This window comes from Microbacterium karelineae (genome assembly GCF_009745985.1).
GTDB classification, from domain to species: Bacteria; Actinomycetota; Actinomycetes; order Actinomycetales; family Microbacteriaceae; genus Microbacterium; species Microbacterium karelineae.
In genome coordinates this window covers 89,265-110,750 of the sequence record NZ_WFIX01000032.1, presented here as the reverse complement: position 1 = coordinate 110,750, position 21,486 = coordinate 89,265, and the positions used below count along the sequence as shown (strand labels likewise).

Sequence of the window (21,486 nt, the reverse complement as noted above, 5' to 3'; positions counted from 1 at the left end):
CTCACCATCGCACGGGAAGCAGGGCCGAGATGTCAGCGCGCGTGCCCGACGCCGTGATCCGCCCGGCCGCGGTCTGCTCGCCCCACGTCGTCTCGCCCGTCGCAAGCGCCACCCAGGTGCGCGGATCCGTCTCGACGACGTTCGGCGGCGTGCCGCGCGTGTGCGTGGGCCCCTGGATCACCTGGACGGCACCGAACGGGGGCACGCGCACCTCGACGCTCCGGCCGGGCGCGCGCTCCTCGAGCAGCTGGAGCAGGTAGCGCACGGCGGTCGCGAGCTCGGTGCGCGAGGGGGCGTCGGATTCCTGCACGGCGCTGACGGCGGCGCGTCCGTCGACGGTGTCGATCTTCCGGGGCATGGGACCATCTTCGCTCGCCCTCGATACACGACGACGCCGATTCTCGGTGTGACGGCCCCGACACGCCGCGGCAGGGGCTTCTCCGCACAGAATTGGCGTCGTTGTGCAGATCAGCGCCGTGCGATGCGCGGCGGGTCGAACGCCTCGACCGGCGGGAGGTCGCCGTCGAAGCGCTCGATGTCGACGAGCGTCGTCTGCGCCGTCGTCCCCTGTGCAAGCTTCGACGTGCCGCGGTCGGCCGTGAGGACGTTCGGATTCCCGTGCCGCTCGATGCCCGTCTCCGGATCCGGGTCGAACCACGCACCCGTGGGCAGCGCGACGACGCCCGGCATGACGGCGTCGCTGATCGCGGCCCCCGCGAGGCAGGATCCTCGATCGTTGAAGAGGCGCACGACGTCGCCGTCGCGGATCCCCCGCGCGGCCGCGTCGGTCGGGCTGATCCGACACGCCTCGCGGCCACGGATCTTCGCGGCCCGGCTGACGGATCCGCCGTCGAGCTGGCTGTGCAGGCGCGTCGCGGGCTGGTGGGAGATGAGATGCAGCGGATAGCCCGTCGCCCATTCGCGCGGCGGCAGCCACGCGGGATGGCCGAGGCAGTCGTCGTACCCGTATCCGTCGATCGTCTCGGAGAAGATCTCGATGCGACCGCTCGGGGTGGCCAGCGGCTCTCCGGCACGCAGGCGCGCGAGCGGATTCCGCGGGGCGACGCGCGCCAGCCGAGTGGACCCGCGCTCCCAGAACTCGTCGAATATCGGCAGGTCGACGCCGATGCGGGCGGCCGAGGCGCGCCCCGCCTCGTACATCTCGCGCAGGGCGTCGTCGACGGATCCGTACGGCGCGTCGAGGCCGACGGCGAGCGAGAGCCGGCGGAAGATCTCGCTGTCGTCGAGCGCCTCGCCGACCGGATCCACGGCGCGCTTCATCGCGACGATCCAGTCATCGCTCGAGCTCGCCGCGATGTCGTCGCGCTCGAGGGTCGTCGTCGCGGGCAGGACGATGTCGGCGTGCTTCGCCGTCGGCGTCCACCACGGCTCGTTCACGATGACGGTGTCGGGGCGCTGCCATGCCGCGCGGAGGCGCCCGAGGTCCTGGTGGTGATGGAACGGGTTGCCGCCCGCCCAGTAGACGAGCCGGATGTCCGGATAGGTGCGGCGCTCGCCGTCGAAGTCGTATGCTCCGCCCGGATCCTCGAGGGCGTCGACGATGCGCGCGACGGGGATCTCGCGTCCCGCAAGCGGGTTGTCGCCTTTCCCGTGTGACGGAGGACGGAACCGCTGCGCGCCGGATCCGATGCCGTCGGTCGAGCCGAAGCCGAACGCGAACCCCTCGCCGGGGCGCCCGATGCCGCCGAGCATCGCGGCGAGGACGACGGTCATCCAGTACGGCTGCTCGCCGTGCTCGGCCCGCTGCAGCGACCACGTGGTCGTGATGAGGGTGCGGGTGACGGACATGTCGCGCGCGAGCCCGCGGATCCGCTCGGCCGCGATCCCGGTGATGCCGGACGCCCAGTCCGCGTCCTTCGCGATGCCGTCGGATGCGCCCCGGAGGTGATCGGCGAACCGGTCGAAGCCCGTCGTGTGCGCGTCGAGGAACGCGCGGTCGTGGCGATCCTCGACGAGGAGCGTGTGGGCGAGGCCGAGTAGGAGTGCGACGTCGGTTCCCGGTCGGATCGGCTGCCATTCGGCACCCGTGGGCGCCTCGTCGCGGATCGGGTTGACGTTGATCGCCCGCGCTCCGCCGGCGAGCGCCCGCGCGAGGCCCCGCGCTCCCCGGTGCGCGCCGACCCCGCCCGAGTCGACCTTCATGTTGCGCGTCGGCACTCCGCCGAGCATGAGCCACGTCTCGGTGTGCTCGGCGATGTCATCCCACGCGTGCGAGTCGCTCGTGTTGGCGTCGAAGCCGAGCACGTGCGGCAGGATCACGGATGATGCACCGAAGCTGTAGGTGCCGACGTGCCCCGTGTATCCGCCCGAGGCGGCGAGGAATCGCTGCATCTGCGTCTTCGCATGATGGAATCGGCCCGCGCTGGCCCAGCCGTAGGATCCGCCGAAGATCGCCTCGGACCCATGCTCGCGCCGCACGCGGGTGATCTCGCGCGCGACCAGGTCGATCGCCGTGTCCCAGTCGACCTCGACGAACTCGTCAGCGCCCCGCGGTGCATCGACGCGCGAGCGACCCTCGAGCCAGCCGCGGCGGACTGCCGGGCGCGCGACGCGATTGGCCGCGTGGACGACGTCCGGCACAGATCCGAGGAGGTCGGCGGGATCCGGATCCTCCTCGAACGGGATCGCCTCCACGATGCGCCCGTCCTGGACACGCGCGCGGAAGGCGCCCCAGTGCGAGGCATGAAGCGCCGAGTCGGACATGCCTCCCATTGTGCTCCCCGTCCCCAACACGACGCAGTCATTCAGGAGCCGACCGGCCACGAAACGGGCCGTGTCGTCGTCTGGGCACACGGATCGACTGCATTGTGTTGGACAGTACGCTGGGACGCGTGAAGATCCTCGTCCTCGGCTCCGGCGCACGTGAGCACGCCCTCGTCCTCGCCCTCCGCTCCGCTGAGGAGGGTCACGAGATCCTCGCGGCCCCCGGCAATGCCGGGATCGGGCGCGACGCAACCCTCGTCGACGTCGACATGCTCGACCCGCGTACCGTGACCGAGTTCGCGCAGGACCACGACGTCGACCTCGTCGTCATCGGCCCCGAGGCGCCCCTCGTCGTGGGCGTCGCCGATGCGCTGCGCGAGCGCGGGATCCCCGTGTTCGGTCCTGGAAAGCAGGCGGCGCAGCTCGAGGGATCCAAAGCCTTCGCGAAGCGGATCATGCAGAATGCCGGCGTCCCGACGGGCCGCGCGACCCACGCCCACACGGTCGCCGAGACGGCCGCCGCGCTCGATGAGTTCGGCGCGCCCTACGTGGTCAAGGCCGATGGCCTCGCCGCGGGCAAGGGCGTCATCGTCACGGAGGACCGCGAGGCCGCCCTCGCACACGCCGAGACATACCTGCCCCAGGGCGCCGTGCTCGTCGAGGAGTTCCTCTCCGGCCCCGAGGTGTCGCTCTTCTTCCTCAGCGACGGCGACACCGTGCGCCCGCTCGCCCCCGCACAGGACTACAAGCGCGCGCTCGACGGCGACGAGGGCCCGAACACGGGCGGCATGGGCGCCTACTCGCCGCTCCCCTGGCTCGCCGAGCGCTTCGGCAGTGTGCAGGGCTTCGTCGACGAGGTCACCGAGCGGGTCGCCGAGCCGGTCATCCGCGAGCTCGACCGCGACGGGTCTCCCTTCATCGGCCTGCTGTACGCCGGCCTCATCGTCACGGATCAGGGCGTGCGGGTGATCGAGTTCAACGCGCGCTTCGGCGACCCCGAGACGCAGATCGTGCTCCCCCGCCTCACCACGCCCCTCGCGCACCTGCTGATGGCGGCCGCGAACGGCACGCTCGAGGACGAGCCTGCGCCCGAGTTCTCGGACGACGTCGCTGTGACGGTCGTGCTCGCGAGCGAGGGCTACCCGGCGTCGTCGATGACGGGCCGCGAGATCACGGGACTCGACGAGGCGGAGAGCATCGAGGGCGTGCACATCACGCACGCGGCGACCGCGGCGGACGGCGACCGGCTCATCACGACGGGCGGGCGCGTGCTCAACGTCGTGGCCCTCGGATCCACGTTCGCCGAGGCGCGCGAACGCGCGTACGCCGCGATCGACCGCATCGGCCTCGAGGGCGGGCAGTTCCGCACCGACATCGCCGCCCGCGTGGCGTAGGGATCAGCGCGCGGTCCGCTCCCCACGGGCGAAGGCGCGGCGCGCGGCCATGGCCACGAGCGTGACGAGAAGCCCGACGATCGCGCCCGCGACGGCGAGCAGGTAGACGATGCCGATGTAGCGCGGCGTCTCCTTCTCGCCGCCCGCCTGCTCCCCCAGCCACAGGGCCGTGAGCGTGGCGAGGGCGAAGGCCATGATCAGGATGAGCACCCAGGGTCGCCGAAAGAACCGGACATGGTGGTGCAGGAGCGCCCCCAGCCCGACGACCGCCGCGGCCGACACGGCCCAGAAGAGCGGCAGGGCGAACACGCCGAGATAGAGCACCCCGAGGACGACGTCGGGCCAGACGATCGTCACGACGGGGCCGATCGGGAACGCGACCGCCCACATGGCGAACAGGCCGATCCAGATTCCCCACGGGCGCGGGCGGCGGATGGTCTCGATCGGTGTCGGATCGCTCATGCCGCGACGCTATCGGATGCGTACTCTGCCCTGTCCAGCCCCGATCGGAGGCTGTGGATAAGTCGATACCCTGGGCGCCATGGAGTTCACGGGATTCGAGAACTGCGGCAATTCTCCGAAGAACACGCTGCTCGCGGAGTGGGAGCGAGCCCTCGCCCTCGGCGATGAGGCTGCGATGCGGGCGGTTCTGACCGCGGACGTCGCGCTCGAGAACGGCGCGCGCACGACCACCGGCATCGAGGAGGTCATGGCCGAACTCGCCCGGCTCCGCGGCGACCTCACACACGCACACCTCGACATGGCCGTCACGCACGGCAGGGAGGGCGCGGCCGGCGGATCCTGGACGCGCGGATCCGCGACCAGCCACGTCGCGCACCTCTTCCGCTTCGCGAGCGCGAAGGGCACGGCGCTGAACTGGATCCGAGTCGTGCACGGATAGCGGTCGAGGTCAAGAAGAAGGTCATCGGCGCCCATGTCGGAGGCGTCTTCGTGGAGATCATCCATTCGCCGAACGCTTCAGTCGAACGCGGGCCCATGGCCCGCGCGATCGACGACGATCGCGATCTGCGGGCGCCCCGTCACTCCGAGCTTCATCGAGACCTGCTCGAGATGGGTCTTCACTGTCGAAGCGGACACGAACAGACGCGCGGCGATCTCGGGATTCGAATCTCCCGCGGCGACGCGCACGGCGACATCGCGCTCACGCGCGGTGAGCGTCTCGAAGCGTGTGACGGCCAGGCGACGCTCTGCATCGCCGGACATCTCAGCGCGGCGCCGGAGCAGCTGCGCAGTCGCGCGCGGCGACAGGAAGCCGTCGCCGTTCATGACGGCATCGATCGCATTCTGGAGCTCATCGAACACACGATCCTTCACGAGGAACCCCCGTGCGCCTGCCTCGATCATCCGCATCAGCGCTTCTTCTGCGCCGAGGCTCGTCATGGCGATGACTCGGGTATGCGGCAGCGCGGCGACGATCTCCGCCGTCGCCTCGGGGCCGCCGACGCGCGGCATGCTGACGTCCATGATCACGACGTCCGGGCGGTGCTCCCGCGCCCGGGCGATGGCCTCACGTCCGTCGACCGCCTCCCCGACGACGCGCGCGTTGGCGAGAGCGTCGGTAAGCAGCGTCACGGCCTGCCGGACGATCGGGTCGTCGTCCACGACGAGCACACGCGCGAGGGGAGATTCTGCCGTGTCGGCTTCGGCGTCGGTCGAGAGGGCCACGCGTCGACCCTACTGGCGGCATCAGACATCCGGAGAGATGGGGGCCGGATGCGCGATGGAGTCGTCCGCTGTCCGCCCGACCCACGGAAACGACACATCGACGATGAACTCGCCCTCGTGCGCGCCGATCCAGGCTTCCCCCTCGAGTTGCTCCGCGCGCTCCCTGATGCCGACGATGCCCGCCCCGGATCCGCGCTCGGAGACGGCCGAGGCATCGCGCAGCGGATTGGACACGCGGATGCGAACGCCCGCCCCCGGTGACGCCTCGGCGTAGATCGAGACGGGTGCACCCTGCGCGTGCTTGACGGCGTTCGTCAGAGCCTCCTGCACGACGCGATACACCGTGCTGTCGAGGATCGCCGCGGCCCGATCGGCGCCTTCGACCATGATCATGGCGTCGACGGTCGCTCCCGCGGCACGCGCGCTGCGGACGAGCTCCCCGATCGACCGCATCGACGCCTGAACGCCTTCCGTCTCGGCAGGTCCCGCACGCAGTTCGCCGAGCAGGCCGCGGAGATCGTCGAGCGCCCGGTGCGACTCGCTTCTCATGGTGCGTGCGATCTCCACCGCCCGCGAATCGCCGCCGGCGACGGCGACCTCGAGCGCGCCGCCCTGCAGCGACAGGAGCGACAGCCGGTGCGCGAGCGTGTCATGGATGTCGCGCGCGATGCGCTCACGCTCATTCCTCCGGGCGAGTTCATCGCCGAGCTGGTCGGCACGCCCCCGCGCGACTTCGGCGGTGCGCTGGTGCGCGTCGCCGGTACGTCGACTGCGGACGATCGCGGTGACGGCGAGAAGCGTGCCGGTGGATGCGATGGCGAAGAACGCCGAGACGAGCCAAGGGTTCTCCGCGAGGAACAGGCGATCCAGCCCATCGCCCCAGGGCGCGAGACCGGCGCGGATAACCGATAGGAGTGCGATGACGACGGCCACGGCCCCGATGCGCACGGCGTTCTTCATGCTCGACCGCAGCATCGCGTGATGCAGGCCGAGGAACAGCAGGAAGTACGACGAACCAGCCAGGGCCAGCACGCCTCCTGCCGCGATCGGTGCGATCGGATGCCGTCGCCGGAAGAAGACCGATGCCCAGAGGATGAGCGACACCGCCCAGTACGCGTAGTGGGCACCCGTCGACTCATCGTCGTTTCGAGTACCCGGAACGCTCATCAGCGCGAGCACCTCGACGATACTGCCGAGCACATACAGCGCGATGCTCCACGCGGTGGTCGCGATGCGACCCCACACGGCACGAGCGCTCGACGAGGTATCCACATCGCGAGCGTACGGCGGTGGTCCGACATTCGTCTCGTCGCATCGGTCCGCATGCGCCGTCCTGACGGCCGATCCTGATCCGCCCAATCGGCCGAGGCGCACACGCCGCGCCCCACGCGACGATGGTCCTGTCGATGCACTTCGGAACTACCCGGTGATGGCATGAGTGCCCGGGCACCAGTACATTGACGTCAGTACGCGCCGCGGGATCCGGCCCGTCACACAGCACAGATCGTCCCACCAGAGAGAAGAGAGTCCGATGAGCAACGCAACTCCCACCCCACCTCAGCCGCCCCAGCAGGGGCCCATCCAACCGGGCACCGCACCGAACACCGATCCGAGTACATCGCCGGCGCCCAAGCTCCACGTCGTGAGCATCATCGCGCTCATCGTGGCGGTCGTCGGCACCGTCTGCGCGATGATCCCCGGCGTGCTGATCATCGGCTGGATCCTCCTCCCCGTCGCCTTCGTGCTCGCGATCATCGGCCTCATCCTGAAAGGACGGAAGTGGGCAGCGATCGTCGCCCTGGTCCTCTCGATCGTCGGCACGATCGCCGGGGTCATCGCGTTCTTCATCGGCGCTGCGAACGTCGTCACCGACGCGTTCGACGAGATCGGCGATACGACGATCTCCGAGGAAGTCGCAGGCGATGACGAGGAGGCCTCGGCGCCCGACGACGACGCGACCATGGAGGACGATGACGACGCCGAGGGTTCGGACGCGCAGGGAACTCGCGAGAACCCGCTGCCGCTCGGGAGCACCGTCGACTCCGATGAGTGGTCCATCACGGTGAACAGTGTCACCCTCGGTGCGACGGACGCCGTGCTCGCCGAGAACCAGTTCAACGACCCGCCGGCGGACGGCGACGAGTACATCCTCGTCAACGTCACCGCGACGTACATCGGAGCCGACAGCGGAATGCCGGCCATCGGCACCGGGGTGGAGTACGTCACTGCGGATGGTGTGACGATCAGCGGCGACGACGCACTCGCCGTCGCGCCGGACGCGTTCGATTCGATGGCCGAGCTCTACACGGACGCGACCGTGACCGGGAACTTCGCCTTTGCCGTCCCGTCAGCGAGCGCCGCTGACGGAACCCTCGCCATTCGTGCCGGACTGCTCGCCGACAAGGTCTTCTTCGCCGTGCAGTAGACGACGACAGGGCCGCGTCGAGGGCGATCTCGACGCGGCCCCACCCACGGAGGGCACCGCGCCTCATGCGCGGACGCCCGCACCGGGCGACATCCCGCTCGGCCACGCACCCCGCAGGAGCACGACATGACGTTCGACAGCACGCCCCCGCCGTTGCCACCGCAGCCGTCTCGCCCGATGCCGCCCGTTCCCGCGTCCGCCGGCGCAGACGCCGCACCGCCGAGGAGGAACGTCCTCGGTCTCATCGCGTTCATCACGGCGATCGTCGGATTCGCCTTCTCTGTGATCCCTGGAGCCTTCGTGCTCGGCTGGATCCTTCTCCCGATTGCGTTCATCCTCGCGATCGTCTCCTTCTTTCTCACCGGTTCGAAGGCATTCAGCATCGCCGCGACGGTGATCAGCGTCGTCGGCACGATCGTCGCTGTCATCGCGTTCATCGTGATGACGGCCTTCGCTCTCGACGATGCGTTCAGCGACAACACCACCGTGTCCGTTCCCACCGAGCGGGAACCAGACGAATCGAGTGCGGAGGCTCCGGTCGAGGAGAAGGACGACGCTCCTCCGGTTGAGGAGACCGCATCGACCGACGACGGCGAATCCGAGGACGAGCCCGAGGCGGAGCCGGGTTCACGCGCAGCCCCCTTCCCCATCGGCTCCGAAGTGACAGGCCGTGAGTGGACCATCGTCATCAACGACGTCGCTCTCGGCGCGACGGACGCGGTGCTCGCCGAGAACATGTTCAACGAACCGCCGGACGACGGCTACGAATACATCCTCGTGAATGCAACGGTGACGTACACGGGCCGCGAGAGCGACTCGGCGTACTCCGCCGATATCGAGTACGTGACCGCAGACGGCGTCACGATCGACGAGTTCGATGCCTTCGCCGTGACGCCCGATGCCCTCGACTGGTTCACGGAGCTCTACAACGACGGCTCGGTCACCGGCAATCTCGCCTTCCACGTCCCCTCGGAATCCGCCGCGGATGGCACGCTCGCTGTCACACCCGGGTTCTGGGCCGACACGGTGTTCGTCTCCGTCAGGTGACCGTGTCCTCAGCCGCCGATCCCGTCGCCATAATGGACGGATGAGCGACGCACTCCACATCCCCGGCTGGCGGCACGTCTACTCCGGGAAGGTGCGCGATCTGTATCGCCCCGACGACGGATCCGCGCGCATGCTCGTCGTCGCGAGCAATCGTGTGAGCGCGTTCGACCACGCGCTCGAGCCCGCGATCCCCGGCAAGGGCGCGCTGCTCACTTCGCTCAGCGCGTGGTGGTTCGAGCAGCTCGCGGGCGGCGACGGCGGGGATCCGGTCGCGAATCACCTCACAGGCGAGGACGCGCCCGCCGAGGTCGCGGATCGCGCGATGGTCGTGCGCGCGCTCGACATGCTGCCGATCGAATGCGTTGTGCGCGGGTACCTCACGGGATCCGGATGGGCCGAATATCAGGTGAGCGGCACAGTGTGCGGGATCCCGCTGCCCGAGGACCTCTCGAACGGCGACCGCCTGCCGGAGCCGATCTACACCCCGGCCTACAAGGCGCCGCAGGGCGAGCACGACGAGAACATCTCGTTCGAGAAGACGGTCGACCTCGTGGGCGCCGAGCGCGCGGAGCAGCTGCGCGACGCCTCGCTCGCGATCTACGCCCGCGCGGCGCGTGCGGCGGAGGCGAAGGGACTCATCCTCGCCGACACGAAGTTCGAGTTCGGCGTCGACGAGGACGGCACGCTGCGCCTCGCCGACGAGGTGCTCACGAGCGATTCGTCACGGTACTGGGATCGCACGGCGTGGGAGAACGGATCCGCGCCCGCCGACCGCATGGCGAGCTTCGACAAGCAGATCGTGCGCGACTGGCTCGCGGCGCACTGGGACAAGCAGGGCACGCCTCCGGCGCTCCCGGCCGATATCGTGCAGCGCACGGTGAACCGCTACGAGGAGCTGCTCGCCCGCATGACGGCGTAGCGCCGCGACAACCCTTCATTTCTGGCACCCACCGTCACGGATTCCCATGCGGAGATGTGCCAGAAATGAAGGGTTGGGCGGGATCAGGCGCCGGCCGCGACGATCCGCTCCACGATCTCCGCGTCGACGCCGAAGCTCACGAGGCGTCCGAGCGGCATGGCCCCGCCCATCGCGGAGACACCGTCCTCCGTGAACAGCATCTGCCCGAACGGCGTCGGCTCGAACCCGGCGCGCGCGATCGGGCCCGCGACGGGGTGCGCGATGACCTCGCCGATCGACGAGTCGCGCGTCACGGGCAGGACGAGCTCATCGCCCGCCAGCTCGACGCCCGCCTCGCCGCGCAGGTCGCGGCTCGACGCACCCACCTCGACCAGGTACGCGCCCGGCTCGAGGATCCACCGCTCGGCGCGCGTCTCCCAGTACGCGAGATCGCGTCGGCGCACCGTCAGGGCGACGGCGACGGTCTCGCCGGGCGGGATCTCGACGCTCGCGAACGCCTTCAGCTCGCGCGGTGCGCGCTCGACGGCGGATCCCGGGCGCGAGACATACGCCTGCACGACCTCGCGGCCCACGACGGATCCCGTGTTCGTCACATCGACGGTCACGTCGATCCCTCCGTCGGCATTCGCGGTCGCGCGAGGCTCGCCGTAGGCGAACGACGTGTACGACAGTCCGTGGCCGAAGGGGAACGCGACCTCCATCTTCCGCGCGTCGTACCAGCGATAGCCGACATACAGGCCCTCGCCGTAGCGCACGCGCTGCGCCTCACCGGGGAACGACGTGAAGGCCGGGGTGTCCTCGAGCCGGTACGGGAACGTCTCGGCGAGGCGGCCAGACGGGTTGACGGATCCGAAGAGCACGTCGGCCGTGCCCGATCCGCCCGCCTGACCGAGCAGCCAGGTCTCGAGAATCGCGGGGACGCGGTCGGCGAACGGCAGGGCGACGACGCCGCCGTTCGACAGCACGACGACGACGTTCGAGTTCGCGGCCACGACCTCGTCGAGCAGCGCGAGCTGCTCGGCGGGGAGGTCGATGTGCTCGCGGTCGAAGCCCTCCGACTCGTCCTCGTCGGGCAGCCCGAGGAAGACGACGGCGACGTCGGCGCTCGACGCGGCCGCCGCGGCCTCGGCACGCAGCTTCTCCAGCGTCTCGGGCGCGGGCTTCGGCGCCTTGGCCCCGCTCATCCCGATCCCTTCGGGCGCCGGCGGCAGGACATAGCCCGGCGCGTAGACCACATCGTCCGCGACCTCGCGGATGGCGTCGAGCGCGACGTCGACGCGGGTGGGGTGGATGTGGCTGGAGCCGCCGCCCTGGAAGCGCGGGGTCTCGGCGAACTCGCCGATGACGGCGATGCGCTGCGTCGCCTGCAGCGGCAGCGTTCCCGCATCGTTCTTCAGGAGCACGATCGAGCGCCCCGCCGCCTCGCGCGCCAGCGCGTGATGGGCGTCGACGTCGAGGGATCCCTCGACGGCCGCGCGCTCTCTCGCGCGGCGGATGAGCTGCAGGACGCGCGCCGCCGAGCGGTCGAGCTCGGCCTCGTCGAGGGATCCGTCCTTCACAGCCTCGACGAGCTGGCGATCGGTGATCCCGCCCGAGGCGGGCATCTCGAGATCCATGCCCGCGCGGATCCCGTCGGCGCGCACGTTCGACGCACCCCAGTCGCTGACGACGAGGCCGGAGAAACCCCACTCGTCGCGGAGCACCTGCGTGAGGAGGAACGGATCCTCCGAGGCGTATACGCCGTTGACTCGGTTGTACGAGCACATCACCGTCCACGGCTGGGTATCCTCGACGACGCCCTGGAAGGCGCGCAGGTAGATCTCGCGCAGCGGGCGCGGGTCGATGTCGCTCGACGCCCGCATGCGGTCGGTCTCCTGGTTGTTGGCCGCGAAGTGCTTGAGCGAGGTGCCGATGCCGTTCGATTGGATGCCGCGCACGATCGCGGATCCCATGTCGGACGCGTGGATCGGATCCTCGGAGAAGTACTCGAAGTTGCGGCCGCAGAGCACGGAGCGCTTGATGTTCACGCCCGGGCCGAGCACGACCGCGACGTCCTCGATCGCCGCCTCGCGGCCGATCGCCTCGCCGACGCGGCGCGCGAGCTCGGGGTCCCACGAGGATCCGAGCCCCACGGCCGGCGGGAAGCACGTCGCCGGCACGCTGTCGTTGAGGCCGAGGTGGTCGCTCTCCCCTGCCTGTTTGCGCAGGCCGTGCGGGCCGTCGGTCACCATGATGCTCGGCACGCCGAGCCGCTCGACGGCCTTCAGACGCCAGAAGTCGAGCCCGCTCGTGAGCGCGGCCTTCTCCTCGAGCGTGAGATCCGAGATGTCCGGGAACGGTGTGCTGGTCATGACTCTCCATTGCGTCGGGATGGGATCACGAAAACCGTATGACGTTTGACATTGAAAAACAAGTGTCATTCGGCTTTAATCGAGGCATGGCACAGCGAGGCGCGTACGCGAAGGGCATCGCCAAGCGCGAGGAGATCCTGCAGGTCGCGCTCGATGTCATCGCCCGGCACGGCTACCGCGGCGCGTCCGTGCGCGAGATCGCCGGGGCGGTCGGGCTCAGCCAGGCCGGCCTGCTGCACTACTTCGGCAGCAAGGACGAGCTGTTCACCGCTGTCCTGACGAAACGCGACGAGGTCGATGCGGTCGACCGCACGGGCGACATGCTGTCCGACCTCCTGCGCATCGTCGCGCACAACGCCGAGGTGCCCGGACTCGTGCAGCTGTACACGCAGCTCTCCGTCGACGCGGCGGATCCGTCCCACCCCGCACACTCCTACTTCGCCGAGCGATTCACACGCCTCCGCGCGGTCTTCGCGGACGCGATCCGTGCCGGGCAGGGCGACGGATCCCTGCGCGCCGACGTCGACGCCGCTCGCGCCGCGACATCGCTCATCGCCCTCACCGACGGCCTGCAGACGCAGTTCCTCATGGATCCGTCGCTCGACATGGCCGCGCAGCTTCGGGCATACGTCGACGGCCTGCGCGCGTGAGAGGAGGGGCGCCGGGCCGCAGCCCGACGCCCCTCTCCCGTTACTCGCGATTCAGCCGCCGAATTCGTCGTCATCCTCGTCACGATGGCGACGACTGCGGCGGTTCTCGCCCACGGTGAGCGACGCGTCACCCGACGCCGTATGGCTCGGGTCTCCTGGACCGCGCTCCTGGATGTGCCCCGGCGTGAGCGTGCGCGTCACGTCCTCCGCCGTGACGACGCGCGGCTCCGCGCCCTCGACGACGGGGATCTGCCCCGTCGCCGTATCCCACCAGTCGGTGAGCTCGGGGGCGGCCGTGTCGATGCCGGCACCCGCGCCCTGATCCGGCTTCACCTCGGCGGCGTCGAACACGAAGTCGTCGCCGTGCTCCTCGATGCCCCGGCGCACGCCCTGCGCGATCGCCGCCTTCGCGAACGCCTGCCGCAGCATGTACGGATCCGTGCGCAGCTCCATCGCCCACGAGATCAGCACGCCCAGCACGATCACGGCGAAGGGGAGCGCCGTGACGACCATGATCGACTGCAGGCCCGACAGCGCGTTCTCTCCGCCCGCGAGCAGCAGTGCGAGCGCCGCGGCGCCGAGCAGGACGCCCCACATGATCGTGACGAGCGTCGTGGGCTCGGGACGGCCGCGCTGGCTCATGGATCCCATGACGATCGCGGCCGAGTCGGCCGAGGTGACGAAGAACAGGATGATCGAGATCATCGCGGCGATCGAGAGCACACCGGCGATCGGGATCTCGACGCCGCCGATCACGAGCCCCCGCTGCATCATGTCGAAGACGGCGAACAGCACGCCCTCGTTGCCGCTCTCCGCACGGATCGCCGTGATCCCGCCGCCCGACTGCTCGTCGTACAGCATCGTCGTGCCGCCCATGATCCCGAACCACAGCACGCAGACGAGCGACGGCACCATGATCACGACGGTGACGAACTCGCGGATCGTGCGGCCGCGCGAGATCTTCGCGATGAACATGCCGACGAACGGCGTCCACGAGATCCACCACGCCCAGTAGTAGTTCGTCCAGCCGCCGACGAACGCCGCCGCCTCGTCTCCCTGCGCCGGGTTGCGCGAGAGCATCGTCCACAGGTCGCCGAAGAAGCCCGCCATGCTCCCCGGAACGATGTTGAGGAGGAACAGCGTCGGTCCGGCCACGAAGATGATCACGCCGATGACGCCGGCGAGCACCATGTTGATGTTCGACAGCAGGCGGATGCCGCGCTTGATGCCCGACACCGCCGAGACGACGAAGGCAGCGGTGAGGACCGTGATGATGACGACGAGCGCGCCGTTGCCGAGCGGGCCGATGCCGGAGACGACCTCGACGCCCGCCGCGACCTGCAGCGCGCCCATTCCCAGGGTGACCGCCGTGCCGAAGAGCGTGACGATGATCGCGAAGATGTCGACGACCGATCCGATCCACCCCTCGGTCCTCTCCTTGAAGATCGGGTACAGGATCGCCGAGATGAGCGGCGCGCGCCCGCGTCGGTACGCGGCATACGCGATCGCGCCGCCCACGAGGGCGTAGAAGGCCCACGCGAGCGGCCCCCAGTGCAGGATCGACTGCGCCAGCGCGGCCATCATGGCTTCGCGCGTGCCGGGCTCGGCGTCGATCCCATATGGCACGTTCGCGTAGTACACGAGCGGCTCGCTCGGACCCCAGAACAGCAGGCCGATGCCCATGCCCGCCGAGAACAGCATGGCGATCCAGGCCGTCGTCGAGAACTCGGGCTTCTCATCGTCGGAGCCGAGCCGCACGCCGCCCGTGCGGCCGTAGCCGAGGACGACCATGAAACCGAGGCAGATGACGGCGAGGGCCGAGAACAGCCAGCCGAAGTGGGTCGTCGTCCAGGCGAGGGCGGCGGCTCCGACGTTCGCGATGCCGTCGGGACTCGCGAAGCCCCAGATCACGACCGCGAGGACCGCGACGCCCGCGGCGCCGAGCACGATCCAGTTGGTCGCGAAGCTCCGCGGGGTGTCCTCGACCCCGATGCCCGGGATGAGGGCCGGGTGGGTCACCTCGCGGACGAGGCTCTTCACGGGTTTCTTCTTCTGCTGATCGTGCGCGGGCTCATCGTGCTGGACCATGTCTCTCCTGAATCGTCGTCGAACCTCGTTCAAGCTGGCGACAACGTAGCGGGATCTCGTCCTCAATGCGAGCATGTCGGCCGAAGATGCCCCACCTGTTACCTGCCCGCAATCGGCAGCGACATGCGCGACGAGATGGCGCCGACTAACGTGGATCCGACCGGCATGCCCCCTCCGGTCTCTCCACCCCCTCACGAAGGATCCGCATGTTCGGTTGGACTCTGCACGGCAACGGGCGCGATGTCGCGCCCGGCTCGGTCGTCTCGCCCGGTGAGCGCCTGAACTGGCCCGCCACGATCACGATGGGCGTGCAGCACGTCGTAGCGATGTTCGGCGCCACGTTCCTCGTGCCGACCCTGACGGGGTTCCCTGTGCCGACGACGCTGCTGTTCTCCGGCATCGGCACCATCCTCTTCCTCATCATCACGGGCAACCGCCTGCCGAGCTACCTCGGATCCTCGTTCGCCTTCATCGCGCCGATCACGGCCGCAACGGCGTCGGGAGCGATCGGATCCGCCCTCGCGGGCGTCGTCGCCGTGGGCGTCCTGCTCGCGATCGTCGGCGTCGTCGTGCAGGTCGCGGGCCTCACGTGGGTCGACGCCCTCATGCCGCCGGTCGTGGCGGGCGCGATCGTCGCCCTCATCGGCTTCAACCTCGCGCCGACGGCGTGGAGCAATTACCAGGTGGACCCGACCGCCGCGACGATCACCCTCGCCGCGACGATCCTGTTCGCCGTGCTGTTCAAGGGATTCCTCGGACGGATCTCGATCTTCCTCGGCGTGATCGTCGGTTATGTCTACGGCGCCGCGACGGGAGCCTTCGGCGTGCCGAACGCCGTGACGGGCCTCACGCCCGCCGAAGCGATCAGCGAGGCGTCGTGGATCGGTCTGCCCGAGTTCCACGTGCCCGACTTCGCCTCACCCGGCACCTGGTCGACGCTCGCCATGTTCCTGCCAGTCGTGCTCGTCCTCGTCGCCGAGAACGTCGGACACGTGCGCGGCGTCGCGACGATGACCTCATCCGACGTCAACCGCTACACGGGCCGCGCGCTCATCGCCGACGGCCTCGCGACGACGCTCGCCGGCGCGGGCGGCGGATCCGGTACGACGACCTACGGCGAGAACATCGGCGTCATGGCGGCGACGCGCGTGTACTCGACGGCCGTGTACTGGGTCGCCGGCGTCGCCGCGATCCTGCTCGCGTTCTCACCGAAGGTGGGCGCCGTGTTCAACTCGATCCCGCCGGGCGTGCTCGGCGGCGTCACGACGGCCCTGTACGGCCTGATCGGGATCATCGGCATCAAGATCTGGGTCGACAATCGCGTCGACTTCTCGCGTCCCGTCAATCAGTACACAGCGGCCGTCGCGCTCGTGATCGGCATCGCCGGGTTCACGATGCAGATCGAGGCGTTCGAGTTCGGCGGCATCGTGCTCGGCACGGTCGCGGCGCTCGTGATCTACCACGTGGGCAACCTCATCGCGCGGCTGCGCGGATCCGGCGCCGACGACGGCGGCCCGATCCCCGCCGTCGGCCAGCTCGGCGGCGACCCGGAGAACTGAGCCGGGCGCCGCCTAAGCGCTCTCGCGGACGACCAGCTCGAGCGGGAGCAGGTTCTCGCGCGGCGGATCCTCACCGCCGAGCCGGCGCAGCAGCACGTCAGCCATCGCGGCTCCCTGGTCGCGCGACGGCTGCCGCACCGTCGTGAGCGGCGGCACGACGTTCGATGCGACGGGCGAGTCGTCGAATCCGACGATCGCGATGTCGTCGGGCACGCGGATCCCGGCGCGGCCGAGCACGCTCAGCGCGCCGCGCGCCATGAGGTCGCTCGCGATGAAGACCGCGTCGGGTCGCGCACCGCTCGCGAGGATCCGCTCCATCGCCTTCGCCGCCCCCGCGGCCGAGAACTCGCCGTCCTCGACGCCGACGGGCTCCAGCCCCGCCTCCTCGAGCACCTCGCGGAACCCCCGCAGGCGGTCGACGCCCGCGAGCATATTGGGCGGCCCCGTGATGATCGCGGCCCGCCGCCGCCCACGGTCGAGGAGGTGCCGCGTCGCGAGCCGTCCGCCCGCGACGTTGTCGACGTCGACCCAGTAGTCGTCGGGCGTCACGCCGATCGGGCGCCCGCCGTAGACGACGGGGGTCGAGCGGGCGATGCGCCGGACGTACTCGTCGCTCGTGTGGTGCGACACGATGAGCGCGCCGTCGACGCTGCCCGACGAGACGAAGCTCGTCGCCTTGTCGTCGGGGTCGCCCGACGCGATGAACAGGCCCAGCATGTAGGGCGACGGCGAGATGCGGTCGTTGATGCCCGCGACGATCGACGCGAAGTACGGGTCTCCGAAGAAGCGGGTCGTGTCCTCGGGGACGACCAGGGCGACAGCGTGCGTCTGGCGCGAGGCGAGCGACCGCGCGGCGCGGTTCGGCACGTAGTCCAGCTCGGCGATCGCCTTCTCGACCGCGGCGAGCGCGTCAGGGCTCACGCGGGCGCCGCCGTTTACGACGCGCGACACCGTCGACCGCGACACACCGGCGCGCTCGGCGACCTGCTCGAGGGTCGCGGCTCCCGCGTCCGTCGTCCTGTCCATCTCGCACTCCTTCGCGCCGTGGATCCATCTTCCCGCACCACGGCCGCACAGGGACACCGAGGGGCGTCGACGTGCCGCCGACGCCCCTCAGATGGGTCCCACGCGGACGGCGAAGCCGGATCCGCCATCGACACAGGGAATCTTCTCGCCCCTCCGGCGGGAAGATTCACACGGCGCGCGCCGCGATGATCTGCGCGTACTCCCGGCCGCTGCGCTTCACGGTGCGCTCCTGCGTGTCGTAGTCGACGCGCACGATCCCGAACCGCTTGTCGTAGCCCCATGCCCATTCGAAGTTGTCGAGGAGCGACCAGTAGAAGTAGCCGCGCACGTCGACACCGTGGTCGATCGCGTCGGCGACGGCTGCGATGTGGGCGCGCACGAACGCGGTGCGCTCGGCGTCGTCGACGGATCCGTCCACGAGCTCGTCGTCGTATGCCGCGCCGTTCTCGGTGACGAAGAGCGGCGGGACGTCGTAGTCGGCGGCGACGCGCTCAAGCAGCCGCGTGAGGCCCTCGGGCTGCACCTCCCACGCCATGCCGGTGCGGTCGAGGCCGCGATCGTGCCAGTGGATCCCCTCGTGCGAAGGGTAGGGGGAGCGCGTCGGCCGCTGGGTGTCGGCGTGCCCGTCCGATGGCGCGTCGGCCGCGGGCTCGCCCCCGACGAGCTCGCCGTGGTAGTAGTTCACGCCGAGGAAGTCGAGCGGCTGCGAGATCGTCTCGAGGTCGCCGGGGCGCACCGCATCGAGGAACTCGGCGACGGCCGCGTCGTCGACCCGTCGGATGTCCTCGACGACGTCGGCGGGGAAGGATCCGCGGAAGACGGGGTCGAGGAACCATCGGTTGAACTGTCCGTCGATGCGGCGGGCGGCGTCACGGTCGGCGGCGCTGTCCGGATCCGCGGCGTCCGCGACCGTGAGGTTGAGCGTCAGACCCAGGTCGAGGTCCGCGTCGCGGGAGCGCAGCTCGCGCACTGTCTCCCCGTGCGCGAGGAGGAGGTGATGCGATGCGAGCAGTCCGTCGCGGACGCTCTGGCGACCCGGCGCGTGGACGCCGGCCGTGTACGAGAGGAACGACGAACACCACGGCTCGTTGAGCGTGGTCCAGATGTCGACGCGGTCGCCGAGCGCGTCGTGCATCGTGGCGGCGTACTCGACGAATCGCTCGACCGTGTCGCGCGATGTCCAGCCGCCCTTCTCCTCGAGCGCCTGCGGCATGTCCCAGTGGTAGAGGGTCAGCCACGGCAGTATGTCGGCCGCGAGGAGCTGGTCGACGAGGCGCGAGTAGAAGTCGATGCCCCGCTGGTTGATGGCGCCGCCGTCGGGCCGCACGCGCGACCACGACGTCGAGAACCGGTAGCTCTGGATCCCGAGGTCCTTCATGAGGGCGATGTCGTCGCCGGAGCGGTGATAGTGGTCGCACGCGACATCGCCGTTGTCCGCGTCGATCACGGCGCCGGGGACGCGCGCGAACGCGTCCCAGATGCTGGCGGTGCGTCCGTCCTCGAACGCGGCGCCCTCGATCTGGTAGGCGGCGGTGGCGGCTCCGAAGAGGAAGTCGTCGGGGAACGAGCGGGTCATGAGTGCCTTTCTGAGTGCTGCGACGGCGCGAGGGATCCCCCCGACGCCGAGGAACAGATGGTGGAGGGCGTTCAGCCCTTGACCGCACCAGCCATGATGCCGCTGATCAGCTGCCGGCCGGCGACGACGAACAGGATCAGCAGAGGGATCGTCGCCATCACGGCGCCGGTGAGCACGACCGAGTAGTCGACGTAGTACCCCGACTGCAGCTGGCTCAGCGCCGTCTGCAGGGTGGGGTTCTGCGGGCTGAGCACGATCATCGGCCAGAGGAAGTCGGTCCACGCCGTCATGAACGTGAACAGACCGAGGATCGCCGTGGCGGGTCGCGCGGCCGGCAGCCCGACCGTCAGGAAGGTGCGGAACTGGTTCGCGCCGTCGACGCGGGCGGCCTCGATCAGCTCGTCGGGGATCACGTCGACGAGGTACTGACGCATGAAGAAGACGCCGAATGCCGTCACGAGGGTCGGCACGATCACGGCGCCGATCGTGCCCGTCCAGCCGAACTGGCGCATGACCATGAACAGCGGGATCACGCCGAGCTGGGTCGGGATCGCCATCGTGGCGATCACGAACACCATGAGCCCGTCGCGGCCGCGGAACCGCAGCTTCGCGAACGCGTATCCGGCGAGCGTCGAGAACGACACGACCGACACGGTGATGATCGACGAGATGACGACGGAGTTGCCGAGGGCGAGCCAGAAGGGGATCGCGTCGAACACGCGCGCCGCGTTGTCGAGGAAGTTGCCGCCGGGGACGAGCGGGAAGGTCTCGCCGCGGGTCGCGTTCGTGCCGCTGCCGACGACGAATGACCACCACAGCGGGTAGGTGCTGCCGAGCAGGAAGGCGGCGAGCAGACCGTAGACGAGGAAGCCCGGCCGACTGCCGATCCCCGCGAGGCCGCCCTTCGCGCGTCGGCGGGGCGGGCGCGTGTCGGCCGCGGTGTCCCCCATGACGATCGCCTTCGTGGCGCCTGCGGTGTGGGCGGTCATCGACGGGTTCCCTTCGTCGCGCGGCGGGTCTGACGGTTCGGCTTCGGTGACGCGCCCGTGGCGATGCGGCGCGAGATGAGGAAGTTGATGAGCCCGATGCCGACGATGAGCAGGAACAGCAGCCACGCGACGGCTGCGGCCTCGCCGAAGTCGCGGCGGAAGAATGCGAGCTCCCAGAGGAACAGGACGGTCGTCTGGAACTGTCGATCGGATCCGCCGATTCCGCCGGCGCTCGACGCGTCGAACAGCTTCGGCTCGGCGAAGATCTGCAGCCCGCCGATCGTGGCGGTGATGATCACGAAGATCAGCGTCGGGCGGATCGTGGGGATCGTGATCGAGAAGAAGCGGCGGATGCTGCCCGCCCCGTCGAGCGCGGCCGACTCGTAGAGGTCTCGCGGCACGGCCTGCATGGCCGCGAGGAGGATGAGGGCGTTGTATCCGGTCCAGCGGAAGTTGACCATGGTCGCGACCGCGACGTGGCTGAGGAAGGTGTCGTGCTTCCAGTCGAGGTCGGAGATGCCGATGAGGTTCAGCAGGTTGTTCGCGAGACCATCGGCCTCGCCGAAGATGCTCGAGAAGATGAGGGCGACGGCGACGGGCGTGACGATGAACGGCACGAGGGCGCCCATCCGCCAGAAGGTCGCGGCGCGCAGCCCCTGATCGAGCAGGTAGGCGACGACGAGCGCGACGACGAGCTGGGGGACGGCGGACATCACGAAGATGCTGAGCGTGTTGCCGAGCGAGTTCCAGAACATCCCGTCCGCCAGGATCTCGGCGAAGTTGCCGAGGCCGACGAACTCACCCCGCCCCTTCAGCAGGTCCCACTCGTGCAGCGACACCCAGACGGTGTAGCCGAGCGGGAACAGCCCGACGAGCGCGAACAGGAGGAAGAACGGCGAGACGTAGAAGTACGGCGACGCCTTGAGGTCGAATCGCGAGAGGCGCTGGCGGAAGGTGCGGCGCGGTGGCTCGGGCGGCGGTGCGGGAGCCGCGGACGGCGGCGCCGGTGCGTCGGTCATGGTCATGTCGGGTGGATCCTCGTGTCTCCGAAG

18 protein-coding genes are annotated in these 21,486 nt (G+C 69.7%); 7 read left to right on the top strand and 11 right to left on the bottom strand.

What is annotated here, in order from left to right:
* Nucleotide 1: 1 nt before the first annotated feature.
* Both GB932_RS00660 and GB932_RS00655 read right to left on the bottom strand, forming a co-directional pair.
* The gene (locus GB932_RS00660; RefSeq protein ID WP_156758871.1) at nucleotides 2-358 is read right to left on the bottom strand and encodes a sterol carrier family protein; all 357 of its coding nucleotides are present in this window, start codon (nucleotides 356-358) and stop codon (nucleotides 2-4) included.
* 110 nt (nucleotides 359-468) lie between these two features.
* Nucleotides 469-2,724, bottom strand: a complete 2,256-nt coding sequence (locus tag GB932_RS00655) for a molybdopterin-dependent oxidoreductase (RefSeq protein ID WP_156758870.1) — start codon at nucleotides 2,722-2,724, stop codon at nucleotides 469-471.
* 128 nt (nucleotides 2,725-2,852) lie between these two features.
* On the opposite strand from GB932_RS00655, the gene purD reads away from it, so the two are divergent.
* Nucleotides 2,853-4,118, top strand: a complete 1,266-nt coding sequence (gene purD / locus GB932_RS00650; RefSeq protein ID WP_156758869.1) for a phosphoribosylamine--glycine ligase — start codon at nucleotides 2,853-2,855, stop codon at nucleotides 4,116-4,118.
* 3 nt (nucleotides 4,119-4,121) lie between these two features.
* Here purD and GB932_RS00645 read toward each other — a convergent pair whose 3' ends face one another.
* Nucleotides 4,122-4,580 (bottom strand): hypothetical protein, encoded by a 459-nt coding sequence (locus GB932_RS00645; protein WP_156758868.1) that lies wholly within the window; start codon nucleotides 4,578-4,580, stop codon nucleotides 4,122-4,124.
* 79 nt (nucleotides 4,581-4,659) lie between these two features.
* Between GB932_RS00645 and GB932_RS00640 the strand changes: the two genes are divergently transcribed.
* Entirely contained in the window at nucleotides 4,660-5,019 is a 360-nt protein-coding gene (locus tag GB932_RS00640; protein WP_156758867.1) for a nuclear transport factor 2 family protein, read from the top strand.
* Between the two features lie 77 nt (nucleotides 5,020-5,096).
* Here the strand turns inward: GB932_RS00640 and GB932_RS00635 are convergent, their stop codons facing one another.
* Nucleotides 5,097-5,804 carry a response regulator transcription factor gene (locus GB932_RS00635; RefSeq protein ID WP_156758866.1) on the bottom strand — a complete coding sequence of 236 codons (708 nt, stop codon included), beginning with the start codon at nucleotides 5,802-5,804 and terminating at the stop codon, nucleotides 5,097-5,099.
* Between the two features lie 21 nt (nucleotides 5,805-5,825).
* Nucleotides 5,826-7,076, bottom strand: a complete 1,251-nt coding sequence (locus tag GB932_RS00630) for a sensor histidine kinase (RefSeq protein ID WP_156758865.1) — start codon at nucleotides 7,074-7,076, stop codon at nucleotides 5,826-5,828.
* A 370-nt stretch (nucleotides 7,077-7,446) separates the two neighbouring features.
* On the opposite strand from GB932_RS00630, the gene GB932_RS00625 reads away from it, so the two are divergent.
* From GB932_RS00625 to GB932_RS00615, 3 genes are all read left to right on the top strand, one after another.
* The gene (locus GB932_RS00625; protein ID WP_231915937.1) at nucleotides 7,447-8,229 is read left to right on the top strand and encodes a DUF4352 domain-containing protein; all 783 of its coding nucleotides are present in this window, start codon (nucleotides 7,447-7,449) and stop codon (nucleotides 8,227-8,229) included.
* A gap of 441 nt (nucleotides 8,230-8,670) precedes the next feature.
* Nucleotides 8,671-9,276 (top strand): DUF4352 domain-containing protein, encoded by a 606-nt coding sequence (locus GB932_RS00620; protein WP_438616687.1) that lies wholly within the window; start codon nucleotides 8,671-8,673, stop codon nucleotides 9,274-9,276.
* Nucleotides 9,277-9,316: 40 nt separating this feature from the next.
* Nucleotides 9,317-10,195 (top strand): phosphoribosylaminoimidazolesuccinocarboxamide synthase, encoded by an 879-nt coding sequence (locus GB932_RS00615; protein ID WP_156758863.1) that lies wholly within the window; start codon nucleotides 9,317-9,319, stop codon nucleotides 10,193-10,195.
* Nucleotides 10,196-10,278: 83 nt separating this feature from the next.
* Here the strand turns inward: GB932_RS00615 and GB932_RS00610 are convergent, their stop codons facing one another.
* Nucleotides 10,279-12,546 (bottom strand): glycoside hydrolase family 3 C-terminal domain-containing protein, encoded by a 2,268-nt coding sequence (locus tag GB932_RS00610; protein ID WP_156758862.1) that lies wholly within the window; start codon nucleotides 12,544-12,546, stop codon nucleotides 10,279-10,281.
* Nucleotides 12,547-12,632: 86 nt separating this feature from the next.
* Between GB932_RS00610 and GB932_RS00605 the strand changes: the two genes are divergently transcribed.
* Nucleotides 12,633-13,196 (top strand): TetR/AcrR family transcriptional regulator, encoded by a 564-nt coding sequence (locus GB932_RS00605; RefSeq protein ID WP_197517181.1) that lies wholly within the window; start codon nucleotides 12,633-12,635, stop codon nucleotides 13,194-13,196.
* Between the two features lie 51 nt (nucleotides 13,197-13,247).
* Here the strand turns inward: GB932_RS00605 and GB932_RS00600 are convergent, their stop codons facing one another.
* Entirely contained in the window at nucleotides 13,248-15,284 is a 2,037-nt protein-coding gene (locus tag GB932_RS00600) for a BCCT family transporter (protein ID WP_156758861.1), read from the bottom strand.
* Between the two features lie 206 nt (nucleotides 15,285-15,490).
* Between GB932_RS00600 and GB932_RS00595 the strand changes: the two genes are divergently transcribed.
* On the top strand, nucleotides 15,491-16,843 hold the full coding sequence (locus GB932_RS00595; protein WP_156758860.1) for a uracil-xanthine permease family protein: 1,353 nt from the start codon (nucleotides 15,491-15,493) through the stop codon (nucleotides 16,841-16,843).
* A gap of 12 nt (nucleotides 16,844-16,855) precedes the next feature.
* On the opposite strand, the gene GB932_RS00590 is transcribed toward GB932_RS00595, so the two are convergent.
* The 4 genes from GB932_RS00590 to GB932_RS00575 all read right to left on the bottom strand — a co-directional run bounded on the left by GB932_RS00590 (nucleotide 16,856) and on the right by GB932_RS00575 (nucleotide 21,459).
* Nucleotides 16,856-17,869, bottom strand: coding sequence for a LacI family DNA-binding transcriptional regulator (locus GB932_RS00590; RefSeq protein ID WP_156758859.1), 1,014 nt, complete (start codon nucleotides 17,867-17,869; stop codon nucleotides 16,856-16,858).
* A 166-nt stretch (nucleotides 17,870-18,035) separates the two neighbouring features.
* The gene (locus tag GB932_RS00585) at nucleotides 18,036-19,445 is read right to left on the bottom strand and encodes a GH1 family beta-glucosidase (protein WP_156758858.1); all 1,410 of its coding nucleotides are present in this window, start codon (nucleotides 19,443-19,445) and stop codon (nucleotides 18,036-18,038) included.
* A gap of 71 nt (nucleotides 19,446-19,516) precedes the next feature.
* The gene (locus GB932_RS00580; RefSeq protein ID WP_156758893.1) at nucleotides 19,517-20,395 is read right to left on the bottom strand and encodes a carbohydrate ABC transporter permease; all 879 of its coding nucleotides are present in this window, start codon (nucleotides 20,393-20,395) and stop codon (nucleotides 19,517-19,519) included.
* Nucleotides 20,396-20,430: 35 nt separating this feature from the next.
* Nucleotides 20,431-21,459: a carbohydrate ABC transporter permease gene (locus tag GB932_RS00575; RefSeq protein ID WP_156758857.1), complete on the bottom strand. Its 1,029-nt coding sequence runs from the start codon at nucleotides 21,457-21,459 to the stop codon at nucleotides 20,431-20,433.
* Nucleotides 21,460-21,486 lie beyond the last annotated feature (27 nt).